Annotated in this window: 21 protein-coding genes; 10 read left to right on the top strand and 11 right to left on the bottom strand. The window is 63.1% G+C overall.

Features of this window, described 5'->3' with window-relative positions; genetic code table 11:
• Positions 1-11: 11 nt before the first annotated feature.
• The 6 genes from PQR32_RS20760 to PQR32_RS20735 all read left to right on the top strand — a co-directional run bounded on the left by PQR32_RS20760 (position 12) and on the right by PQR32_RS20735 (position 5,996).
• Positions 12-989 carry a DUF58 domain-containing protein gene (locus tag PQR32_RS20760; RefSeq protein WP_408230987.1) on the top strand — a complete coding sequence of 326 codons (978 nt, stop codon included), beginning with the start codon at positions 12-14 and terminating at the stop codon, positions 987-989.
• A complete protein-coding gene (locus tag PQR32_RS20755; RefSeq protein WP_408230984.1) occupies positions 986-1,525 on the top strand; it encodes a DUF4381 domain-containing protein in 540 nt (179 codons plus the stop codon). Before PQR32_RS20760 ends, PQR32_RS20755 begins: the two co-directional genes overlap by 4 nt.
• The gene (locus PQR32_RS20750; protein WP_408230981.1) at positions 1,512-2,549 is read left to right on the top strand and encodes a vWA domain-containing protein; all 1,038 of its coding nucleotides are present in this window, start codon (positions 1,512-1,514) and stop codon (positions 2,547-2,549) included. Before PQR32_RS20755 ends, PQR32_RS20750 begins: the two co-directional genes overlap by 14 nt.
• On the top strand, positions 2,539-4,131 hold the full coding sequence (locus PQR32_RS20745; RefSeq protein WP_408230978.1) for a vWA domain-containing protein: 1,593 nt from the start codon (positions 2,539-2,541) through the stop codon (positions 4,129-4,131). Before PQR32_RS20750 ends, PQR32_RS20745 begins: the two co-directional genes overlap by 11 nt.
• Positions 4,128-5,468, top strand: a complete 1,341-nt coding sequence (locus PQR32_RS20740) for a hypothetical protein (protein WP_408230975.1) — start codon at positions 4,128-4,130, stop codon at positions 5,466-5,468. Before PQR32_RS20745 ends, PQR32_RS20740 begins: the two co-directional genes overlap by 4 nt.
• Before the next feature lie 231 nt (positions 5,469-5,699).
• The gene (locus tag PQR32_RS20735) at positions 5,700-5,996 is read left to right on the top strand and encodes a transposase (protein ID WP_408231059.1); all 297 of its coding nucleotides are present in this window, start codon (positions 5,700-5,702) and stop codon (positions 5,994-5,996) included.
• Between the two features lie 40 nt (positions 5,997-6,036).
• On the opposite strand, the gene PQR32_RS20730 is transcribed toward PQR32_RS20735, so the two are convergent.
• From PQR32_RS20730 to PQR32_RS20710, 5 genes are all read right to left on the bottom strand, one after another.
• Positions 6,037-6,990 (bottom strand): isocitrate lyase/PEP mutase family protein, encoded by a 954-nt coding sequence (locus tag PQR32_RS20730; protein ID WP_408230972.1) that lies wholly within the window; start codon positions 6,988-6,990, stop codon positions 6,037-6,039.
• Between the two features lie 47 nt (positions 6,991-7,037).
• On the bottom strand, positions 7,038-7,928 hold the full coding sequence (locus PQR32_RS20725; RefSeq protein ID WP_408230969.1) for an amidohydrolase family protein: 891 nt from the start codon (positions 7,926-7,928) through the stop codon (positions 7,038-7,040).
• 26 nt (positions 7,929-7,954) lie between these two features.
• Entirely contained in the window at positions 7,955-8,890 is a 936-nt protein-coding gene (locus PQR32_RS20720; protein WP_408230966.1) for an isocitrate lyase/PEP mutase family protein, read from the bottom strand.
• Positions 8,891-8,938: 48 nt separating this feature from the next.
• A complete protein-coding gene (locus PQR32_RS20715) occupies positions 8,939-9,502 on the bottom strand; it encodes a hypothetical protein (protein WP_408230963.1) in 564 nt (187 codons plus the stop codon).
• Between the two features lie 398 nt (positions 9,503-9,900).
• Positions 9,901-10,833 carry a LysR family transcriptional regulator gene (locus PQR32_RS20710; RefSeq protein ID WP_408230960.1) on the bottom strand — a complete coding sequence of 311 codons (933 nt, stop codon included), beginning with the start codon at positions 10,831-10,833 and terminating at the stop codon, positions 9,901-9,903.
• A gap of 186 nt (positions 10,834-11,019) precedes the next feature.
• Between PQR32_RS20710 and PQR32_RS20705 the strand changes: the two genes are divergently transcribed.
• The gene (locus PQR32_RS20705; RefSeq protein WP_408230957.1) at positions 11,020-12,051 is read left to right on the top strand and encodes an isocitrate/isopropylmalate dehydrogenase family protein; all 1,032 of its coding nucleotides are present in this window, start codon (positions 11,020-11,022) and stop codon (positions 12,049-12,051) included.
• Positions 12,052-12,131: 80 nt separating this feature from the next.
• Here the strand turns inward: PQR32_RS20705 and PQR32_RS20700 are convergent, their stop codons facing one another.
• The 3 genes from PQR32_RS20700 to PQR32_RS20690 all read right to left on the bottom strand — a co-directional run bounded on the left by PQR32_RS20700 (position 12,132) and on the right by PQR32_RS20690 (position 16,541).
• Positions 12,132-13,502, bottom strand: a complete 1,371-nt coding sequence (locus tag PQR32_RS20700; RefSeq protein WP_408230954.1) for an MFS transporter — start codon at positions 13,500-13,502, stop codon at positions 12,132-12,134.
• A gap of 116 nt (positions 13,503-13,618) precedes the next feature.
• Positions 13,619-14,788 (bottom strand): porin, encoded by a 1,170-nt coding sequence (locus PQR32_RS20695; RefSeq protein ID WP_494471421.1) that lies wholly within the window; start codon positions 14,786-14,788, stop codon positions 13,619-13,621.
• Between the two features lie 52 nt (positions 14,789-14,840).
• A complete protein-coding gene (locus PQR32_RS20690; protein ID WP_408230949.1) occupies positions 14,841-16,541 on the bottom strand; it encodes a thiamine pyrophosphate-dependent enzyme in 1,701 nt (566 codons plus the stop codon).
• Between the two features lie 51 nt (positions 16,542-16,592).
• Here PQR32_RS20690 and PQR32_RS20685 point away from each other — a divergent pair, with 51 nt between their 5' ends.
• Both PQR32_RS20685 and PQR32_RS20680 read left to right on the top strand, forming a co-directional pair.
• A complete protein-coding gene (locus PQR32_RS20685) occupies positions 16,593-16,727 on the top strand; it encodes a hypothetical protein (RefSeq protein ID WP_408230946.1) in 135 nt (44 codons plus the stop codon).
• Between the two features lie 95 nt (positions 16,728-16,822).
• A complete protein-coding gene (locus PQR32_RS20680; RefSeq protein WP_408230943.1) occupies positions 16,823-17,833 on the top strand; it encodes a LysR substrate-binding domain-containing protein in 1,011 nt (336 codons plus the stop codon).
• A 57-nt stretch (positions 17,834-17,890) separates the two neighbouring features.
• Here PQR32_RS20680 and PQR32_RS20675 read toward each other — a convergent pair whose 3' ends face one another.
• A complete protein-coding gene (locus PQR32_RS20675) occupies positions 17,891-19,285 on the bottom strand; it encodes an MFS transporter (protein WP_408205423.1) in 1,395 nt (464 codons plus the stop codon).
• A 59-nt stretch (positions 19,286-19,344) separates the two neighbouring features.
• Positions 19,345-20,184: a TauD/TfdA dioxygenase family protein gene (locus PQR32_RS20670; protein ID WP_408230940.1), complete on the bottom strand. Its 840-nt coding sequence runs from the start codon at positions 20,182-20,184 to the stop codon at positions 19,345-19,347.
• Positions 20,185-20,408: 224 nt separating this feature from the next.
• Here PQR32_RS20670 and PQR32_RS20665 point away from each other — a divergent pair, with 224 nt between their 5' ends.
• Positions 20,409-21,161, top strand: a complete 753-nt coding sequence (locus PQR32_RS20665) for an IclR family transcriptional regulator (protein ID WP_408230937.1) — start codon at positions 20,409-20,411, stop codon at positions 21,159-21,161.
• A gap of 51 nt (positions 21,162-21,212) precedes the next feature.
• Here PQR32_RS20665 and PQR32_RS20660 read toward each other — a convergent pair whose 3' ends face one another.
• On the bottom strand, positions 21,213-22,613 hold the full coding sequence (locus PQR32_RS20660) for an MmgE/PrpD family protein (protein WP_408230935.1): 1,401 nt from the start codon (positions 22,611-22,613) through the stop codon (positions 21,213-21,215).
• Between the last annotated feature and the right edge of the window lie 73 nt (positions 22,614-22,686).

The raw sequence follows: 22,686 nt of genomic DNA, 5'->3' as shown, positions 1-22,686 counted from the left end.
CTGTCGTTTCAATGCTAAGGAGTGGCGTGGCCGTGCTGTCCTCAACTGACATCGGCAGCGTGTATGTCGACGCCGCGCATCTGGCGAAGCTCGAATTTCAGGCGCGCGGCTTGAGTTTCGTCGCGCCCGCGCCGGTGTCGAGCGTGCTGTCCGGCGCGCACGCGTCGCGTCTGCGCGGGCGCGGCCTGAACTTCGAAGAAATTCGCGGCTATCTGCCAGGCGACGACGTCCGTCATATTGACTGGAAGGCCTCGTTGCGGCTCGGTAAACCGCAGGTTCGCACTTATACCGAAGAGCGCGACCGGCCGCTTCTGGTGGTCGTCGATCAGCGCATGAGCATGTTTTTCGGCTCGCATCGGGCATTCAAATCGGTGGTGGCCGCCGAAGCCGCCGCGCTCGCCGTGTGGATGGGATTCGCCGCGGGCGACCGCGTCGGCGGCGTGCTTTTCAACGACAGCCAGCTCACGCGCATCAAGCCGTTGCGCAGCCGCGCCCGCATCAAGACGCTGTTCGGCGCGCTCGCCGCGATGAACGGCGCACTGCACGCCGAAAGCGAGATCCGAACCGCTTACGATCAACTCGACGCCGCGCTCGAAGGCGTGCTTCAACTGGCCGGGCACGACTATCTGATCTGCGTGATCAGCGATTTCGCCGGCGCGGGCGAGCGCACGCGCCGGCTGCTGCGGCAACTCGCGGCGCACAACGACGTGGTCGCCGCAATGATCTTCGATCCGCTGTGGCAGCAGATGCCGGGCCACCGCGCGCTCGTTGTCAGCGAAGGGCGCTTGCAGGTCGAATTGCGGATCGAGCAGGAGCGCGTGCGCCAGCCGCTGTCGAGCCTGTTCAGCGGCCGCACGGCCGAAGTGGCCGAATTGCTGCGCACGAGCGGCGTGCCGTTGATGGCGCTCTCCACCGACGAGCCGGCCGTCGATCAGGTGCGGCGTCTGTTCGGCGAACGCGCGCGGCGTACCACGGGGAGCGGCATATGAGCGGCGCGTCGGGCATCGTGTCGGCGGTGGCGGATGGGTCTGCGCAACTGCAAGGATTGCAGGAGTTGCCGTTGCCCGCGCCGGTATCGTACGTACCCCAAACGATCGGCTGGGTGTTCGTCGCGGCTGTGCTGCTGGCGATCGTGTTGCTGGGATCATGGGCAGCCTGGCGGCGCCATGAACGGCAGCGTTACCGGCGCAACGCCTTGCAGGAACTGGCCGGAATCGAAGCGAACCTCGCGATGGGCCAGGCAGACCCGCTGCAACGCGCGGCTATGCTTGCCGCGATACCGCGGCTGTTGAAGCGCACGTCGCTCGAAGTTGCGCCGCGCGCACAGGTGGCGGCGCTGACCGGCGACGCATGGCTCGCTTTTCTCCAACGCACGCGTGGGCGCTTCGACGCGCAAACCGGTCCGCTTCTCACGCTTGCAAGCTATGCGCCGCCGGAGCAGGTCGCGCGTCTTTCGCAGGACGACGCAGCCGCACTGATCCGGCATGCGCGCGACTGGATCGAGCATCATCATGTGGAAGTTTGATTTTCCGTGGATGTTCGCGCTGCTGCCGCTGCCCATACTCGTGTGGTGGCTGATACCGGCTTATCGCACGACAGCCATGGCCGTGCGCGTGCCGTTCTTTCATGAAATGGCGCAGGCCGCCGGCGAGAAGCCGGCGCCCGGCGGCGTGCGTCTGCGCCGGCACTGGCTGCTGCGTTTGCTGATGCCCGTGCTGTGGGTCCTGCTCGTGATCGGCGCGGCCAAGCCGGTGTTCGTCGAGCCGCCCGTCGTGCGCGACGAACCGGCACGCGATCTGATGCTGGCGATCGATCTGTCGGGATCGATGGCCACGCGCGACTTCGTCGATCCGGCGGGTGAGCGCATGGACCGGCTGAGCGCTGTCAAGCGTGTGGTGGCCGACTTCGTGGCGAAGCGCAAGGGTGACCGCATCGGCCTCGTGGTGTTCGGCGACGCGGCCTATCCGCAGGCGCCGCTCACGCTCGACCACGACAGTGTGCGAATTCTGCTGGATCAGATGCAGATCGGCATGGCGGGGCCGCGTACGGCGATCGGCGACGCGATCGGCCTGACCGTCAAGCTGATGGCCGATTCGCACGCGCAGGAGAAGGTGCTGATCCTGCTCACCGACGGCAACGACACCAGCAGCGCGATCCCACCAGAGCGGGCGGCCGAGATCGCGAAACAGCACAAGCTGGTGGTGCATACGGTGGGCATCGGCGATCCAGACACGACCGGCGAAGACCGCGTCGATCTCGATGCGTTGAAGCGCATTGCGAGCCTCACCGGCGGCCGCTCGTTCCGCGCATTGGGTCAGGAAAAGGATCTGGCCGATGTCTACACGACGCTCGACAAACTGACGCCTGAGAAAATCAAGCGGGAGATTTACCGGCCGCAGCGCGATTATTTCTGGGTGCCGGTCGCAGCGGGCTTGTCCATTCTCGCGCTTTATCACGTGCTGGCTTTGTTGATCGCGTTGTTGCGTGCGCCTCGGCGAGCGCGCGGCGTGCAGGGCGTGCCAGTGAGCGAGGCTCAGCGTGGAAATTGATCTGACCGCGTTCCATTTCCTGCGGCCGGCGTGGCTGCTGATGCTGATTCCGGCGTTCGGCCTGCCGTTCGTCTGGCTGCGTCGCAACGACGTGCGCGCGCGCTGGCGCGGTGTGATCGCGCCGGAATTGCTGGAGCATCTGATCGTCGGCGGCGCGAAACGTCGCGTGATTCAGCCGGTTCATACGCTCGCGTTGCTGCTCGGCGTCGGCGCCATTGCCGTGGCAGGGCCGACGTGGCAGCAGGAACGCCCGCCGTTCAATCAGGACAAGGCGCCGCTCGTCGTCGTGCTCGAACTCGCTCATTCGATGGATGCCACCGACATCGCGCCGACCCGTCTCGAACGCGCGAAGCAGAAAGTGCTCGATCTCGCGAGAGCGCGCAAGGGTGCGCGAACCGGCCTCGTCGTGTTCGCATCGACAGGCCACCTCGTCGTGCCGCCGACCGAAGATCCGGCGATGCTCGAACTCTACGTTCCCGCGCTTTCACCGGCGCTGATGCCGCACGATGGCAAGAACGCGGCCGCGGGTCTCGACGTCGCCGAGCGGGTTCTCACGAACGACCCGGCAGCAGGCACGATCGTCTTCATGAGCGACGGCTTCGATGCAAACGGCGCGGACGCCTTCGTGCAAAAAGCGAAATCGTTGCGGCATCAACTGCTCTGGCTCGCGGTCGGCACGGAACACGGCGGTCCGATCCGCGGCCCCGACGGGATGATCCAGATGGATGCCGAAGGCCATCCACTGCTGGGTACGTTCGACGCCGACGCGATCCGCACTGTCGCGCGCGATGCCGGCATCCCGCTCGCGAGCATGCGTGCGGATGACGACGACGTGTCTTGGGTCCAGCATCGCGCGCAGTCCTATCTCGCGCAAGCAGAGGAAACCAGGATCGAGCCGCGCTGGAAAGAGAGCGGCTATTGGCTCGTGTTGCCGTTGCTGCTGCTCGCACTGTGGAATTTCCGGCGCGGCTGGACCGTCAAGTGGCTGCCCATCGTGCTGCTTTCGCTCATGTTCAGCGCGCTGCCGCGGCAGGCGCAAGCGGCGCAATGGCAGTGGCTCGACCTGTTCGCGACGCACGACCAGCAAGGGCGCTGGAATCTCGAACACGGCCACTACAAGGCGGCTGCGGAACGTTTCGACGATCCGGTGTGGAAAGGACGCGCGCAATATCTGGCGGGAGATTACGCCGGCGCGCTTGAAACTTTCTCGCGGCTCAAGACGGCGCAATCGTATTTCTATATCGGCAATACGCTGGCGCATCTCGACGATTACGCGGGCGCCATCAAGGCCTACGACAACGCGCTCAAACTGCAACCCTCGCTCGCGCAGGCGGCGGCCAATCGCGCGTACATGCAGACGCTGCTGGCGAGAGACAAACAGAACGAAGCCGACCCCGAACAAGATCCGCCCGACCAGGTGCAGGTCGACAAGAAGAAGGGCCGCGGCACGACCGCGGTGATCGAAGCGGCGCCGCAGCCGAGCGAGGATGCGTGGATGCGCAACCTGAACACGTCGCCCGCCGTGTTTCTGCAACAGCGCTTCGAACAGGAATCCGCGGCGAAGACGGGGGCCACGCCATGAAGCGATTTCTGGTCGGCCTTGCGTTGTGGCTTTCCTTGCTGGCATCGGGATCCGCCACAGCCGATCCCGCGCCGCGCATCATGGCGCGCGCGCATCTCGAACCGGCCGGTCCGGTCGTGGCGGGAAGCGAGGTCAAGCTGGTCGTCGATGTGCTGACGACCACGTGGTTCACCGAGGCGCCAAACTGGCCGCTGTTCACGATCCCCGACGCGATCGTGAATCTGCCCGACGAGCAGGCCGACAATCTGTCCGAGGACATCGACGGTACGCGTTGGTTCGGCGTGAGCCGTGCGTACCGGATCGCGCCGCAGGCGGGCAAGACCTTCGAGATTGCGCCGCTGACCATCACCGTGTATCCCGGCGGCATGACAGGACCGGCGCAGGTGACGACGCCCGCGTTGAAACTTGTCGCGACTTTACCGCCAGGCGCTGAAGGCATGAGCACTTTTTTCGCCGCGCCCAAACTCACCGTCGAACAGAGAATCGAACCAGCGCCTGGGCATCTCACCGTCGGTGCGCCGCTCACGCGCACGATTACGCAGCGTGCCGCGGGCACCGAGTCGATGCTGATTCCTCCCGCGATACTCGCAGACGTGGCCGGCCTCAAGCGCTATGCGAAACCCGCCGCGACCCGCAACATCGTCGAGGACCGCGCCGGACTCGTCGCCGGTGAGCGAACCGACAGCGCGAGTTACGTTGCCGATCGCAAGGGCACGTACAATCTGCCGCCCGTGACGATCGAATGGTGGAACACGACGACGCGGCGCAAGGAGAAGGTCGTCCTGCCGGCGGTGCGTTTCTCGGCCGCCGCGGTACGGGAAAAGCCACTATTCGAGCTACCCGTCGACGCCATGCGTGAAGGCATGCCGCATCGAATCGTGGTAATTCATGCGCGGCAGGTCATTGTCGGCGGTGTGGTCGTATTGGGCGTGATCCTGTTGATTGCCTTGCGTGCGCGTGTCGGGTCTTTCGTTCGGCGCGGCGAGCGTGCGGTGAGTCAAGCGCGAAAGCGCTGGCTGGCAAGCGATGCGCTCGCCTGGCGCAAGCTCGCGAGGGCCGCGCGCAAGGGAGAATGGCGGCGAACCATTCCGGCCTTGTATGCGTGGATGGACAGGGGCAGCGACTTCGGTCGCCCGGCGCGGTTCGCCAACATCGATGCGACCGGGGACGACGAGGCCGCGAGTTTGATCGCCGCGGTCGCGTCGAACTATGCGGGAGACAAGGCGTGGACTCTTCTTCGCTGGAAAGAAATCGGTGCGGTTCTGCGCCGGAGTGCGGATCGAGCGAAGACGAAGCGCAAGAACGAAACCCTGCCGGGACCGCTGAACCGATACTAGGCGTTCGTCGAGTTCAACGCGCACAGTCGCGCGGTGCATCGCTTCTGGAAATGACATGAACCGTGCCTTAAAGGGAGGCAGGTCGTTTCCTCGCGACGGTGGCTATCTTTAGCATGGCCGGAAGCTGGGCGATTCCGGGGTTTGCAGGCGAAACCACCGCTACTCCAGGATATAACGGGCGGTCTCTGATGTTAAGATCATAATGTACTGGTTAGTTAATCGTTGGCCGACATGCTATCCCTCCCGCTTTCCGACGACGCCTGGCAGCGTATCAGTCATCTTTTCCAGCAGGATACGAAGCGGCGCTCCGGGCGCCCAGCGCGAAACCCGCGCGACGTGCTGAATGCAATCCTGTGGGTCACGACGCAGAACGAGAAATGGCATCGACTGCCCGCATGCTTTCCTCCGTCGCAGACCTGCTACATGAAATGGTTGCAGTGGCGGCGCGATGGCCTCATGTCGAGGATTGCCGAGGAGCTGGGCATGAAGGAAGTTTTACCGACGGACGAGCAAGCGGGCAGCAAGTAAGCCTCGTCCGGTTTGCGAAAGCGCGTGCCCGTTCAATGTCCTAACGTTTCTCACGCACCACGTAGTTCGCCTCTCCCGACCCGTATTTCCGCTCGATATCCTCGGGCAGCAGAAATTCCGTTTCGAGTTTGTCGATCATCGGATAGCCCATCAGGTCGGTGATGTCGTCGATGCCCACCAGCAGATCGGGCCGGTCGTGCACCGTGCCGTTCTGCGCGCCATCGCGAAACAGTTCGAGCGCGCGCATCATGCCCATGATCGCGGCGGCCGGCAACATCCGCGCGACGGTGACGCGTTTTACGCCGAGTTCCTGCAAACGACGCACGGGGATCAACGGCGTGGTGGGCCGCGAGCGGATGCCGAAGCCCATGTTGATGCTGACGGGCGCGTTGACGGCGTCGACGAATTTTTTGATCTGTTCTTCCGATGCGATCGCGTCGGGATAGACCATGTCCGCGCCGGCGGCCACGTACAGTTTCGCGCGTTCGATCGCGGCATCGATGCCTTCGACGGCGATCGCATCCGTGCGCGCATTGATCACGAAGCCGGAGTCGGATTTCGCCTTCACCGCAGCTTCGATCTTCTTGGCCATTTCCCGTGCGTCGATCACTTCCTTGCCGCGCATGTGGCCGCAACGCTTCGGGCTGACCTGATCCTCGATATTCACGCCGACCACGCCGGCTTCCTCGAACAACTGCACGGTGTGATACACCGACACCGGATTGCCGTAACCGGTGTCCGCGTCGGCCATCAGCGGCAGCGAGACGGAGCGTGCCAGCCAGTGGCATGCATCGACATTTTCCGTGAGCGTCATGATGCCGATGTCCGGCTGGCTCAGGCGCGAGTTGGCCAGCCCCGCGCCGGTCGTCGAGGCCGCCTTGAAACCCATTTTCTCGATCACTCTCGCGCTGTATCCGTCGTAGACGCCCGGCGAAATAATGATTTCGGCGGAATTCAGAAGCGCTCGCATCTGCTGGATTTTCGTGCTGCCCATATGCCACTCTCCATGTTTAGAAAACGCGCGGCTATACGGCTATACGGCTATTCGAAGCCGTATAGCCGCGCGGGATTGATGCCGAGAATCATGTCGCGGGTGCCGGCCTCGGGCGCCCACTCGCCGACGAGGCCGAGCAGCACGCCCATGTTGGGCATCACGCCGTGATAGGACGAGTGCGGCCAGTCGCTGCCCCAGACCAGCCGGTCCGGGCGCGCCGCCACGAGTGCTTTGGCGAACGGCAGCACGCCGGCATAGGGGGAAACGTCGTCGCCGAGGCGAAACGGCGCGGATAGTTTGACCCAGCACGGGTCGCTTTCCAGCAGCGTCAGCAGCGCTTTGAAACCCGGTTGATCCAGGCCGTCCTGAACGACGATGCGCGCGAAATGATCGAGCACGACAGGCACCGGCAGACGTGCGAGGCGAGGGCCGATCTCCGGCAGGTCACGCGCATCGAGATGCAATTGCACGTGCCATCCGAGCGGCGCCACGCGCCTTGCCATCGCGTCCAGATCGTCGAGACCCGAACGCGTATGCAGACGCACGCCACGGAATCCGGCGGCGTCGAGGCGCTTGAGCTCCGCATCGCTTACATCGGCTCGCAATTGCGCGATGCCGCGCCATGCGCCGGACGATGCGGCGAGCACGTCGAGTGTCATTTGATTGTCGTGATAGACGGTCGGCTGAACGATCACCGCGCGCGTGACGCCGAGCCTGGCAAGTAACGCGCGATATTCGTCGAGGCCGACCGGCGCAGGCGTATAGCGCCGCTCATCGCGGTACGGGTACCGTTCAGGCGGCCCATAGATGTGCGCATGACAATCGCATGCGCCCGGTGGCAAGACGAACGGCAGCGGAACCGGCGAGGCGTCCGGCGACTGGCAGACCGGCGGTTCATCCGTTAAAGCGTGCCGGCGATCTTTTCCCGAATCGGTCATGTCATGCTCCGCGCCAGGGTTTGCGGTCACGGCCGTTTTTCGTAAGCGGCATGCTCGTATTTCTGCTGATATTGTTCCGGCGTCAGATAGCGCTGTTCGATGCGTTCGAGCTCCGCGATCCCGACCAGATCATTGAGTTCCTCGAACGACACGACGAGGTCGGGACGCTCGATCACTTCACCGCTCGCCACGGACTCCTTCAGCGTCGCGATCGCGTTCTTCATGCCCTGAATAGCCGCCGCCGTCAGCAAGCGCGGATAGACCACCACGGCCACGCCCAACTCCTGCAATTGCCGCGCGGAAATCAACGGCGTGGTGGAGCGCTGGCGAATGCCGAAGCCCATGTTGACGCAAACCGGCTTGGAGACGTTCTTGACCACCGTCGTAATATGATCCGTGGCCAGCAGCGCGTCGGCGAACAGCAGGTCCGCGCCAGCTTCGGCGTACATGTTCAATCGCTTGATGACTTCATCGATGCCGTGAGTAGCAAGCGAGTCGGTCCGCGACATGATGAGGAGTTCCGGATCGAGCCGTGCTTCCGCCGCGGCGCGGATTTTTTCCGCGCCTTCCTCGGCGGAGATGACCTGCTTGCCTTTCATATGGCCGCAACGTTTCGGCCAGACCTGATCTTCGATCATCACGCCGGCGAGGCCCGCGCCGTCGAATGCGCGAACCGTGAAATGCACGTTCACCGCATTGCCGTAGCCGGTGTCGGCGTCGGCAATCAGCGGCAGCTCGCAACAGGAGGCGAGCGCGCGCGTGACGCGCAGGTTTTCCTCGAGTCCCATGATGCCCTGATCGGCCCAGCCGAGACTCGCTTCACTCACGCCGGCGCCGGTCACAAAGCCCGCGGCGAATCCGGAAGCGCCGAGCAGTCTCGTGCTGTAACCATCGAATACGCCCGGCATCACCAGGATTTCAGGGGCGGCAATCAATTCACGCAGCTTGCTTCTCTTGCTCATCGTTTTCTCCAGGCAATACGAACCGGTAATGGCTGCCCACGCTGCGCGTCACTTCGTAATGAAAAGCTCTTTGCGCCAGCGGTCCTTGTGAATACCGATCACGTCTATCTGATCGACGTAATAAAGAATCTTGCCTTCGAGCGTGGCGGGGAATTTAGGCGCCTGAGGCGAATGCGTCAGCAGCACATGCACGATTTCGTCGGGAATGCCGTTGCGCAAGGCGAGGTGCGCGGCCCAAAACGCGTGCGGATACTGTTTGCCGATATCGGTCGCGACGGCCTTGCCTTCCGCGTCCGGTGCGAACTCGACCACTTTGCTCGCGTCCTGCAGCACGGCCGCTGCGATCAGATAATCGCGGTTCACCTTGATGCCGTGGTGGCGTTCGAACAGATCGGCGACCGACATCGCCATCTCCAGCACACACTGGTTATGCGGCAGAGTCGGATAGGGAATTTCAGTCGACGTCGGAACCTCCGCGATCCGCTTCCAGGGGCTCATTTCCCACAGCGTCTCCCATGTGGCAATGACGGCCTTGCGCAGCGTCGCATCGCCGATGTCGGCGACCTGGGGAAACATCGCAACGACATCGATCGGTTCTTTCGGTTGACTCATAGTGTGCTCCATGGCGTCCTCTGCTGTTTGACACATATCCGGCCTACGATGCGGCGCGTCGCCTTGCTCGAGCAGGAACCGTGCGATTGGAATTCCCTCGCGCTGCATAGCAGCATGCGTGACCGATCCACTGGGTGAACGCGGGGCCGGTCGCGGCATGATTGACCGGGCGTTGCGAGAGACGCTGCAGTTCTTGCCGGCGCGATGAAGTGATTGTCACGCAATGCCGATGCAAGGCTGTGGCGCGCGTGACGTACGAGGGGTCTCCGTTTTAGTGGTTCGCCGAATTGGGGCTGAGGCGGCGGCGTTGTGTTGCAACCAATATAGAGCAAGCGCCCGCAACGCGGAAATACCAAAACGATGACACGGACATAGCCGAATCCTATGGTTCGCTCACGCTACTGCGGCAGCGAGAGACCATATTGATCGTGCTGCTCGATAAGCTTTGTAAACAGCGCTTTGATCGCCAGTTCCACAACGCGGATACCGTGTGTGACCGGACGGTGAACCGCGGTCGCGAGGACGAGCCGCGTGTGCAATTGCGGGCTGGCGAGCGCCCGCGCGTGCAGCGTGGCCGCCGCCAGTTCGCCGAGCACGGCGGGTTTCGCGAGTACTGTGCAGGCGAGGCCCGCGACCACCATCTCCTTGAGCAGTTCGAGCGTGTCGACTTCGTACTGCACGTCGAGCGTCACGCCTTCCTTGCTGGCCGCGTATTCGAGCGTGCGGCGCAGACCGTGATTGCGCGTCGGCAAAACCAGCGGTATTTGCGCAACGCCTGCAAGCGTCGTCTCGACAGGTATCGTGAAGTTCGTGGCGACGGCCGGCGTGACGAGAGACAACTCCGCGGCAGCCAAAGGATCGACCGCGACGGTGGACGAGCGGCGGGCGTCGTGCAGAATCGCCATGTCGAGGCGGCCGTCGATCAGCCACTCGTGCACATAGCCGCTATAGCCCGATATCACGTTCACCCGCAGATTGGGATGCGTCTTGCGCAAGCCGGCGATCAACCGCATGCCGATCAGATTGCACACGGTCGGCGTCAAGCCGACGGTGACGAGTCCATGCGGCGAATCGCGTTCCGACTGGAGATCCGCTGGAATCGCGGTCAGCTGACGTACGAGCGGACTCGCGCGTTCGATCAGTGCGAGGCCTTCCGGCGTAAGCGAAATGCCGCGGCCGTGGCGGTAGAGCAGACGTAGGCCGCATTCCTCTTCGAGCTTCTGGATCTGCCGACCCAACGCAGGTTGCGCGATGCCCAGCACAGTGGCGGCTTTCGAAAAACTGCCGAACGCGGACACCTGCATCAGCAATTCGAGCCGTCTCAGATCCATTCTGACGCTCCTGCTTTTTTGCGGCATAGCTGCTATGCCCGATAAACCGATTGTGAGGCGCGCGCAAAGTTTTGATAATAGTGCTCTACCCGGGCATCGGGCGGCCTCGCTCGCGAACCTGTCGCCGCGTATTGGCGTGCATTGCCGTGTATTGCCGTGTCCGGCACACACAGAAGGAGTCACACAATGAGTGCAAGCAAATCATCCCCCATTCCCGCGACGCTGATACCAGGCGACGGCATCGGCCCGGAAATCACCGCTGCCACGATCAAGGTACTCGACGCATTGGGCGCGCCCTTTGCATGGGACATCCAGCACGCGGGCATGGCCGGAATCGAACGCGGCGGCGAACCGTTGCCGGAAACGACGCTCGACAGCATTCGCCGCACGAGGCTCGCGCTGAAGGGGCCGTTGACCACACCCATAGGCGGCGGATTCCGCTCCGCTAATGTGCGGCTGCGCGAGGCGTTTTCGCTCTACGCCAATCTCCGGCCGGTGCGTACCATCGTGCCGGGTCGCTATGATGATATCGATGTCGTGCTGGTGCGCGAGAACATCGGCGGACTTTATGTGGCGCACGAACATTACATTCCGATAGGCGACGATCCGCATGGCGTCGCCGTTCTAACGGGAATGAACACGCGCGAGGGTTGCCGGCGCATCGCGCGCTACGCATTCGATTACGCGGTTGAGCACGGGCGCAAAAAGATAACCGTGGTTCACAAGGCGAATGTGCTCAAGGCGCTGACCGGTCTTTTCCTCGAGACGGCACGAGAGGTGGCGCGCGATTACGAGGGCAGGGTGGCCGTCGACGACCGCATCGTCGACGCTTGTGCGATGCAGCTCGTGCTGAATCCGTGGCAGTTCGACATGCTGCTGTGCACGAATCTGTTCGGCGATATTCTCTCGGACGAACTCGCGGGACTGGTCGGCGGACTCGGCCTCGCGCCCGGCGCGAATATCGGCGCCGACGCCGCCATCTTCGAAGCCGTGCACGGCTCGGCGCCGGATATCGCCGGGCGCGGCATTGCCAATCCTGTCTCGCAGATGCTGGCCGCGGGCCTGATGCTCGAACACGTCGGCGCCGGCGATCTCGCGCAGCGTCTGAATCAGGCGATCAGGCAGACGCTCAACGACGACAACGTGCGCACGCCCGATCTGGGCGGCCATGCATCGACGGCGGTATTCACGGACGCGCTGATTGCACGGCTCGGCTGAACGGGCCGCCAGGAAATCGCTGCCGCTTCCATTGCGAAGGGCGTTGCCGCCCGACGCAGGAACCGGCAGCGATTGGCGCGTCAATGCTTCACTTCGAGATCTTCCAGACTGATGTTGGTCGTATCCACGGCGACGAACGCGGCCACCAGCGCACAGGCAAACCACGCCGCGGCGCCAATGCCGATCAACCAGCTATGCCCCGCACCGATCCCCAGCAGGAACGACGCGACGAGCGGCGCAAAAAAGCCGCCCAGCCGGCTGAGCGCGAAACTGATGCCGGCGCCGCGCGCCCGGATGCCGGTCGGATAGATTTCAGCCTCATACGTGTGCAGCAACGGGCCGTTGATGAAAATCATGGCCTCGGTGAGAAAGCCGAACAGCACGATCATGGAGGTCGAGTCCGCCAGCAGAAAACACAGGCCGAAGATCATGTTCAGCACATACGCGAACGCCATGCCCCATTTGCGCTGGATTTTGTCCGTAATGTAGACGGAGACCAGACAGCCGACCGGGTACGCGATCTGGATGACGGCGGTGTAGGTCAGTGCGTGCACGATCGAATAGCCACGCGAATAAAGAAAGAACGGTACGAACGTCGCAAAGCCGTACGCACCGAATCCCTGCAGCAGTTCGATTCCCCACGCACTCATTGTTCTGCGGATATAGGCGCGCGACAGCAGCAGGCTGATCGGCGATACGCCGCTCTCGATTTCATATTCCGTTTTGGGTGGGGGCGGCAGCATGACGAGGTTCTTTTCGCGCATGACGCGGTGCTCGATTCTATCCATGACGTCGTCGGCTTCGTCGCGCCGGCCCATGCGTTCCAGCCAGCGTGGCGACTCGGGCAAGCCAAGCCGCAACAGAAGCGATGAAAAACCGCCGACTGCCGCGAGCAGCAATGCAATGCGGAATCCCGGAAGCGGCAGATCATTCAGCGGCACGAGCAGCATCGAGGCAAAACCGCCCACCGTGCCGCCGAGAAAACCGATCGTCAACGCGAAGCTCGACATTTTGCCGCGTGCTCGCGCGGGCGACAGTTCCTGCACGTAGGTCGTCGACAACGGCAATTCCGCGCCGGTGCCGATGCCTGCAATAAACAGCGCGATCAGCAATACCGTGGCATTCGGTGAGAACGCGGCGAGCAGCGCGCCGGTCGCGAGAATGCACAGGTCGAGCGTGAAGGCGCCGCGCCGGCCGATCTTGTCGGCCACCGTGCTCAGGCCGACCGCGCCCACGAACGTGCCGAAAAAGAGCGCCAGCGGCAATTCGGTAGCGAGATGCGGTTGCCCGAGGTAAGCGAAGAAATGCGCTGAAATGGGCCCGACCGAAAATAGCATGTACGAATCCCAGAACGTGCCGAGCGAGATCAGCAGAATCGATAATCGCAGGTAGTTCGATTCGGGAAGGCGCTCGATTCGCGCGGCGATGGGAATGCGCAGATTGGTTGTCATGGTGCGTCCTTGTGTCCGTTGGGACTGCGCACGTTCATTGCGCGCGGGTGTGACGCGCAAACGTGGGAGAAAGCGGCTGGGGTCAGCGGCTCGGACCGCGTGCGGAGTGAGTTTCATCAGAACTTGTGGCGAAAGCCGAGCGACACGACGGTCTGACTATTGCTGTTCGATGCGGTCACCTGATTGATTGCCGCGACTGCCGGCTTGCCGGTCGAGTCTACCCCCGACGCGTGTTGATAAACGCCGACCAGATATACATCGGTCCGCTTCGACAGAAAGTAGTCCACGCCGAGCGTGCCCTGGTGGTACTGGGCCGCATCCGCACCGTTCACCGAACTACCGCGCGTGTAGTCGTATTCGAGCCCGACCAGCAGACTGGCCAGCACCTGGTACTTGAAACTGAGTTCGACGTTGTTGAAGGTGACCTCGCCGCCGAGGTGGCGTGAATTCGGGCCGCTTTGCGCCGTATTGCCGAGGCCCATGAATTTGGTGTTCGAATAGGTGGCGCCGAGTGTGGCCGCGCCGATCGTGTAATTGCCGCCGGCGCCGATCACCTGATAGGTATTCGCCGACGCGTAGCCGCTATACACAGGGCTCGCGATCGCATTGGCCGTCGGCGTGGCCGTGCCCGTCGTGCTGTTGCCGAAGAAACTGACGTTCGGATTTCGCACGTTCAGGTACGCGGCGCCGAGCGCCAGCGGCCCGTTCGTATAGCCGGCGCCGAGCGACCACACCTGATTCTGCGTGACGTTGCCCGCCACGCCACCGAGACTGTACAGACCGCCGAACGTGATGCCGTCGTAGTTCGCGCTCGCGTATTTGACCGAGTTATTGGTGCGCTGACTGTTGTCGAAGTTATCGAGGTCGCCGGGGTGCGAACCGATCGTGCCGCCCCACTGGTCGCCCACGGTCAGCGGCCCGATATAGTCGACCACCGAATCATATTGACGTCCCAGCGTGACCGAGCCGAAGCGCGTGGACGTCAACCCGACGTAGGCCTGCCGGCCGAACATCAGGCCGCCCTGGCCGAGTTTGCCCGTGCCGAGATCGAAGCCGTTCTCCAACCTGAAGATGGCGCTCAAGCCGCCGCCGAGATCTTCCGAGCCACGAAACCCCCAACGGCTGCCGCCCTGAGCGGCCGTGGTCAGGTTGTACAGATGCTTGCCTCCTGCGTTGCTGTTGTATTCGGGCCCTTCGTCGATCATGCCGTACAGCGTGAGGGTCGACTGAGCAAAAGCGGATGGCGCGGTCGCGGCAATGATTGCCAGCAGTCCTGCCGTGGACATGATCTTCATGTTGTCTCCTTGCGTCTCTGTAGTTGTAGGGTGATTACCGCAATCAAGGCTCCTGGTTGAGCGCCATCGACGGCACGCTCGAAAGTGGCTGAACGGATTCGATACTCGACATGACTTCGATGAAATAGGGCCGCTGTGCCGCGAGGCCGCGTTTGACGGCCGCGTCGATTTCGTCTGAAGCCGTCACGCGTTCGGCGTCGATGCCGCACGCGCCGGCAATCAGGGTGAAATCCGGATTGGTCAGCGTGGTGCCGACATGGCGTCCCGGATAGGTGCGGTCCTGATGAACGCGGATCGATCCGTAGCAGTTGTTGTTGGAGAGAATGAACAGGATCGGCAAGTGGCGCGCCACCGCGGCGATCATCTCGTTGCCGGTCATGGCAAAGCCGCCGTCGCCGACGAGGCAGATCGTTTTTTGCGCCGGCAAGCGCAACTGCGTCGCAATGGCGGCCGGCGTGCCGTAACCCATTGCGCCGGACAGCGGTGACATCAGGCGTTGCGGATAGCAAAAAGGAAAATGGCGGTAGACGGGCGCGGCGAACGTGCCGGCGTCCACGCAGATGACGGCATCCGCGGGCGCACGCTGCGCCAGCGAACGAACGACGTCGACGAATCGCACGCTGCCACCGGAGTCGCCGTGACCGTCACCGGGTTCGACGGTGCGGTCGGGCCATTCGGCGATGCGCGTGGCGATGCTTCGCAAGCGCGCGGGCCATTGTTGCGAGCGCGTATGAGAACGGTGCGCACCGACGAGCGCGTCGGCAAGCGCGACGGGATCGCACACCACACCGATATCCGGCGCCACATGAAGACCGACGGCGTGGCCGTCCGCGTGGCAATGCACGAATGTCTGCGCCGCGCGCGGCGGCTTCGGGAAGCGATAGCCTTGCGTCGTGATATCGCCCAGGCGCGTGCCGAGTGCGAGAACGAAGTCGCTCGACTCGAAGGCTTCGATCTGCTCCGCCGGATTGGCCAATCCCAGATCGCCCGCATACAGCGGATGCGGGTTGGGGAAAATGTCCTGGCGTCGAAACGACACCGCAACGGGAACATCGTACGTTTGCGCGAGCCGCAGCAGCGATTCGCGCCCGCGCGGTGCCTCGAACGCGCCGCCTGCGATGATGAGTGGCCGCTGCGCCTGTTCGAGCAGACGGGCGATACGCTGAAGTGCGGCGTTAGAAGGAACCGTGGATATGGAAGACGGCACCCGCCACGCATTCTGCTCGACGCGTTGTTGCTGAATATCTTCGGGAACGACCAGCACGACGGCGCCGGGCGTGTCGGCCGTGGCGATGCGCAGCGCCTTGAACGCGGCGGCCGCCAGCTGTTCCGGCTCCGTGACTTCCACCACCCACTTGGCAATCGAACCATACATGCTTTGATAGTCGATCTCCTGAAACGCTTCCTTGCGCAAATCCGCTTTGGGGATTTGTCCGACGATCAGCACCAGAGGAATGCCGTCCTGTTGCGCCGTGTGCACCGCAATCGACGCGTTGCTCGCGCCGGGTCCGCGGCTGACCATCACGACGCCCGGGCGGCGCGTCAAGCGTCCGTCCGCGCATGCCATGAAACCGGCGCCCGCTTCATGGCGGCACGTCACCACGTCGATCTGTGGAAAGTCCGCGAGCGCATCGAGAATCCCCAGATAACTTTCACCGGGCACAAGAAAAACGCGATCGATTCCGTTAGCGGCGAGCACGGAGAGCAGCGCGTGGGATGAAGTCGTTGCGGTTGCAGGATTCATGAGCCGTAAATAGAAGTGGGCGAAAGGGGAGTCGACGAGTGCATTGTTGTTTTGATCGCCGTGCAGTATCAATTGGCTCGCCGGCATATCAGCTATGCCGCCATCGATGCTTTCTCTCTCGCGAAGAACGGTCTGCATTTCCTGTCGGGCGCCAACGTGTCGGCGCGCATGCGTGATGCCAATTGAAAGACTGTAGAAGAAGTGTGGTTTGCGTGGAAATACCAATTGAATGAGTCCATCATAGGCATAACCTCTGACCGTTAAACTCAGGATCACGAATCATGGACACCCGTCAGCTTCGATACTTCGTTGCGATCGTCGATTGCGGCAGCATGGGCAAGGCGGCTGAGAAGCTGTATGTCGCGCAGCCTTCGCTGAGTCAGCAGATGAGCCGCCTCGAGGAGGAACTCGAAACGAAGCTGTTGATCAGAAGCCGGCAAGGCGTGGCGCCGACCGCCGCGGGCCAGTCGCTCTATCGTCATAGCCGGCTCGTATTGCGGCAAATGGAAGAACTCAAGCAGGAAGTGCGGGAGGGCGGAAATGCCGAAAGCGGCACTGTCGCCGTGGGTTTTCCGACCACCATGGCATCGATTCTCGCCATGCCGCTATTCGCGCGCATTCAGGAACGCTTTCCGCGCATCCGTTTGCAGTTCTTTGAAAGCATGAGCGGCTTTATCAGCGAACTGCTCGCCAACGAACGCATTGATCTGGCCATTCTGTTTCGCGACGCGGACACGCTGGGCGTGACCGCGCTGCCGGTTCTCGAAGAACAGCTCTACGTATTCGGCGAGCCGGGCGGAACAGTCGGCGCGCTCGCGCAAACCTGCACCCTCGCGCAACTCGGCGGCGTGAAACTCGTCGCGCCCGGCATCTCGAACGGTTTGCGCCTGTTGCTCGAACGGGTCTTCGCGCGCGAGAACGTCGAGTTGAATATCGTCGCCGATATCGACTCGCTTCCCACGCTCATTTCAGTCGCGCAATCGGGCGCGGCATGCACGATCCTGCCGGTGTCGGCATTGGCGCAACGTGATCCGGCCAGGCGCCCGCGAGTGCGCAGGATCGTCGAGCCGGCGTTGAAGCGTCCGGCGAGCGTCTGCTGGTCCAGCGCGACGCCGATGAATTCCGCGACTTCCGTGGTGTGTCAGACCATCGTCGATCTGATTCACGAACTGTCAGCGCAGGGTGAGTGGTCCGGGATCACGCTGCTCGACCCCGCCATGAGTCATGCGCGCGTCACCTCGCATCGCAGCGAAGAGGCGAATGTGTTTCGCCGGTTCGCGCACATGCGCTGAACGTCTCACCGCGAGGCTTTGGAAGAAGGCGCGCGCGGCAAGTTCTGTTACTCCTCCTCAGGACGCCGGCGACTTGGCATGCTTATGATCCGCGCTCAAGTCCACGCCCGCGAGAATTTCCCGCTCGACATCTTCGAGCGTTTTGCGGCGCGTTTCCGGACCGACCGCGAGCACCAGCAGGCACAACAGCAGCAGCACGCTTGCCAACATCACGAACACGGCGAACGAGCCGAAGCCGTTCAGCACGAACAGCACGAAATACGGCATGATCGCGGCCGACACTCGCCCGACTGCGGTCGACGCGCCAAAGCCCGTGCCACGGATATCGGTCGGAAAGAGTTCGGGCAGGTAGACGGCGAGCACGGTATTCGCGGTGATCTGCACGAATAGCACTTCGAGAAAACCCGTGGTGACGAGCAACCATGCCGGCGCATCGAGTGCGAACGCATAGCCGATGCCGACCGCGGCCGCCAGAAACGACGCCGACGCCACCACGGTGCGACGCCCGAGCCGGTCGACGAGAAAGATCGGGATCAGCATGCCGATCGGCGCACCCATTGCCATGACCGCGGAGTAGGTCAGCGAGTGCACAATCGACTGGCCACGATGCAGCAGCAGTGTCGGCACCCAGCCGATAAACCCATACTGGCTCGCGAGGATCAGCGACACGATCGCAAAGCAGAACAGCGTGCGCCCGAGCCGGTGGCGGCCGAACAGCGCGGTCCACGGCAATTCATTGCGCTCCGGTAGAAAGCTCGCCGGCGCGACGCGCGGCGCGTGCGCGTCGCCGGTATTTTCGAGCCACAGCGCGTCGAGCACTTCATGCATTTCCGCCGTGCGGCCCTGACGTTCGAGCCAGCGCGGCGATTCCGGCAGTGCCCGGCGCAGATACCAGACGATCAGCGCCGGCACCGCGCCGACCACGAACATCGCGCGCCAGCCGACCGCCGGCAGGAACCATGCGCCGACAAACGCCGACAGCGGCTGCGCGCAGTTCACCAGCAGCCCGAGCGTCACGCCCCAGCGTCCGCGGCAATGCGCGGGTGTCATCTCGGCCATGATCGCGTAGCCCACCACCAGTTCGCCGCCCAGTCCGATCCCGGCGATGAAGCGCAGGATTACGACAAGCGTGAACGAGGGCGCCGCCGCCGTTGCGAGCGTCGCGAGGCTGAACAGCAGCAGATTGAACTGGTAGAGCGATTTGCGTCCAAAGCGGTCAGCGAGCGTGCCGCTCATGACCGAACCGATCGCCAGCCCGAAGAAGGTGGCGAAGATGAACTGCGCGACGCCGCTGGTGCTGGTGAAGTTCGTATGCACCATCGACGCCACGACGCCCGACTGCATGAACAACTCGAACGCATCGATCAGCATGCCCGCGCCGAGCAGCCAGAACATCCGGCGGTGCGCCGCGCCGACAGGCATCCGTTCGATAGTTGCCTCTGCGATCGACATGGTGTCTTCCTCCAGAAATGCGCGTCTCGTTCCCGTGCGTTTGAGGGCCCCTCGCGGTCCTACACGGGCTTCGTGCCGCGTAGCTGGACGCGATGCATCAGGCGCCGCTGGCCGGGATAATCGTCGAGCGCGAGATGCTGGCAGCAGCGGTTGTCCCAGAACGCAATCGAACCGGGCGCCCAGCGGAAGCGGCAGGTGAATTCAGGGCGCGTCGAGTGTTCGAACAGGAAGCGCAGCAACGGGGCGCTTTCGGCCACCGTCATATTCTCGAAACGTTCCGTATGCAGCGAATTGACGAACAGCGCTTTCCTGCCGGTCTCGGGATGCGTTCTGATGACCGGATGCACTGCGGACAGCGTCGTATGGCTGCCGTAGCCCTGGCCCTGCGCGAGCACGTCTTCGGCTTCGAGCGACGCGAGAATGTGGCCGTTCGCATGCACGGCGCGCAGACCACCCAGCATGGTCTTCATGCCGTCCGAGAGGGTGTCGTATGCCATGTACTGATTGGCGAACAACGTGTCGCCGCCCACCGGCGGCAGGATACGCGCTGCAAGCACCGAACCGAGCGGCGGAATCTCCAGGTGCGTGGTGTCGGAATGCCATTCCCAGCCGAAGACGAGTGCGTCTTCCGGCTTCTTGTCGATGATCAGCAGTTCCGGCAGCGCGCCCGGATGCTGCCGGTGCGGCGGCAACACCGCAAGCTCACCGAAATAACGAGCAAAGTGAGCAAGATCGTTATCCGATGCATCTTGCTCGCGGAAAAAGATCACGAGGTACTCGTGGAACGCGCGCCGGATCTGGGCAACCGTCGAAGGATCCAGTTCGCCGGACAGATTGACGCCAAACACTTCGGCGCCCAGCGAACCGGCCAGCGGCCTGACGATGATGCTCGATGCCATGCGAGTCTCCTCCGCGATACACGTGACGGACGCCTGTCAGCAAGGCCGAGGCGCACTCTCACACGCTCGACGCCGCCCGCTCCGAAAATGTCTTGCGTTCATATATGTGAACGTCTATGCTTATCCATGAACTCAGAATAGGCGATGTGCAAACGCAGCGCAAGCGCGTTTGCCGTCCATCCATGCGTGAATTCGGGTTTTCCTTAGGCTTTCTCGGGGGCGCAATGACGGTCGCAAACGACTCGGATGTCAAAAGCGCGCGGCGCGTAGTCGAGATTTTTCAATTGTTCGCGGAGCTCAAGCAGGCGGTGCCGCTCGCGTTGATCAGCAAGCGTCTCGAGTTCCCCAAGTCGAGCTGCCTCGCGCTGCTCAAGACGCTCGAATCGAACGGCTATCTGTATCGCGTGCACGATTCGGCGGACTACTATCCCACGCGCCGTATCTTCGACGAGGCGCGCATCATCATCGACAACGATCCGTTGCTGTCGCACGTGCGGCCGGTCTTGCAGGAGCTCTGCAACGAAACCGGCGAGACGGTGTTTCTCGCCACGCGCACCGGCCATCAATCGCACTACCTCGAAGTCGTGCAGTCGGGTCAAACGCTGCGCTATGCGGCGACGGTCGGCGAAAAGCGGCCGCTGCATATCGGCGCGGCCGGGCAGGCGCTGCTCGGCGCGATGAACGACGACGCGCGCAACGCGTTGATCGAGGAGCTCGAGTTCGAGCAATACGCGCCGAATACCGTGACCAGCAAGACGCGCTACAAGCGCCTGATCGAGCAGGGCAAGGAGCGCGGCTGGTTCGTGTCGATCGGCGGATATCAGTCGGAGATCGCTTCGATCGGACACTACGTGTGGATCAACGGCGAAGCGTATGCGATCGTCGTCGGCGCGCCGACGCAACGGGTGAAGGGCAACGAGATCTCCATCGGCCGGGCGGTCGCCAAGTACTGCAAGAAGATTTCGAGCCGGGCATAACGGGCCACGCTATCCGCCGCGAGCGCTGTCGGTGCACCTGCGGCGCCGGGTTCAGCCGCCGCGAAGCACGGCCCACAGGTCGCTGCTTTGCAGTTCGTCGAGCGCGAGCACCGCATCGCGAACCTGTTCGGCGCGTGCGTGGCTGACGGCCCAACACGCGTTCTCGAAGTACTTCGCGACAATCGCTTCATTGGACAGCGCGCGTTCGCCGGCGCCTTTGTTGATGCGGTAATAGCGGCGATGTTGCCGGCCGTCGTCCGTATCGACGATCACGCCGCCCGAGTAGTAGGCGGGAAACGCGCTATCGGGGTCCGCTACGCATTCCACCCGCGCGGATAGCGCCAGAATGCGCTCATCGGCGAGTGCGTCGGCCTCCAGTTCGGCGAGTCCGAAGCGGCCGCGCACGAGGGAGGCCGCCGCCACATACTGCGCACTGAACTTCGCTTCATAGTTCGTGCTCGGCCGCCTTTTCGCCTCGAGCGGCTCGGTGACGATCGGCATGACCGGTTCGGGCAGCAGTGCGCGAATGCGGCTGATCCGGCTCAGATCGATCTGGCCGTCGTGCGCCAGATCGGCGCCGGCCTCCGCGATCGAATGCAGAAAATGGCATACAGGGTAGGGTTTGATTGCCATCTGTTCCGTTTCCCAGATTTCGCCGAGACCCGCGCTCGCCATGACGTAATCGACTTCGCCCGCGTGTTGCTGCAGGTGCGAATCGAATAGCCCGTAACGCCCTTCGTACGGGCGCGATGGCGCAACAAAACCGGCCTGCGCAAGCCGCGCGGCCGTGATGCCGCCAACGCAGCCCCAGCCGGGATGCAGCCGCTTGGACCACGTGCCTTCTTCGAGAAACACTTGCACGCCCGAAGCGGTGCTCGCGGCAATGCCTTGCGCGGCGGCCAGCTGCGCGGTGTCCAGTCCATAGAGGCGGCCTGCGATCAACGCGGCCGAGAAGTGCGACAGCACACCGGTCGGGTGATAGCCGGCATGATGAAAGCCGCCTTTCGCTGCCGCGCCCAGACGCGTGGCGACTTCCATACCCACCAGATACGCGGCGAGCGCTGCGCGCCCGCCGGCGCCGGTTTCGTTGGCCACGGAGAGCGCTGCCGGTGCGCAGAAGGCGGTTGCGTGCACGATGCCTTTCATATGCGTGTCGTCGTAATCGAGTCCGTGCATGAGCGCCGCATTGAGCAGCACCGCATTGCGCACCGTATGCGTGTCGCTGCTGCCGATCACCGGACTGACGCCGCCTTCACCGAGCGCCCTGATGCCGCGCAGCATCACGTCGGCGAATTCGTTGCGATGGGACGCGAACGCAATACCGACCGCGTCGAGGATCAGATGCTTGGCGCGCGTGCATACGTGGCGCGGCACTTCGTCGAGGTTGAGCGAGTGAGCAAACGCGGCGAGCGTTTGCGAAAGCGTGCGGTTGCCGGCGGGTGTGCATGCCATTGTGAACTCCATCGCATGTGGAAATTCGAAGCCCGAAATCATGGGCCAACAGGATTCACGTTATAGATCGGCC

It is taken from the genome of Paraburkholderia dipogonis (assembly GCF_046027395.1).
GTDB classification, from domain to species: Bacteria; Pseudomonadota; Gammaproteobacteria; order Burkholderiales; family Burkholderiaceae; genus Paraburkholderia; species Paraburkholderia dipogonis_A.
The sequence above is the reverse complement of the archived record's forward strand: the minus strand, read 5'-3'. Positions and strand labels throughout refer to the sequence as shown.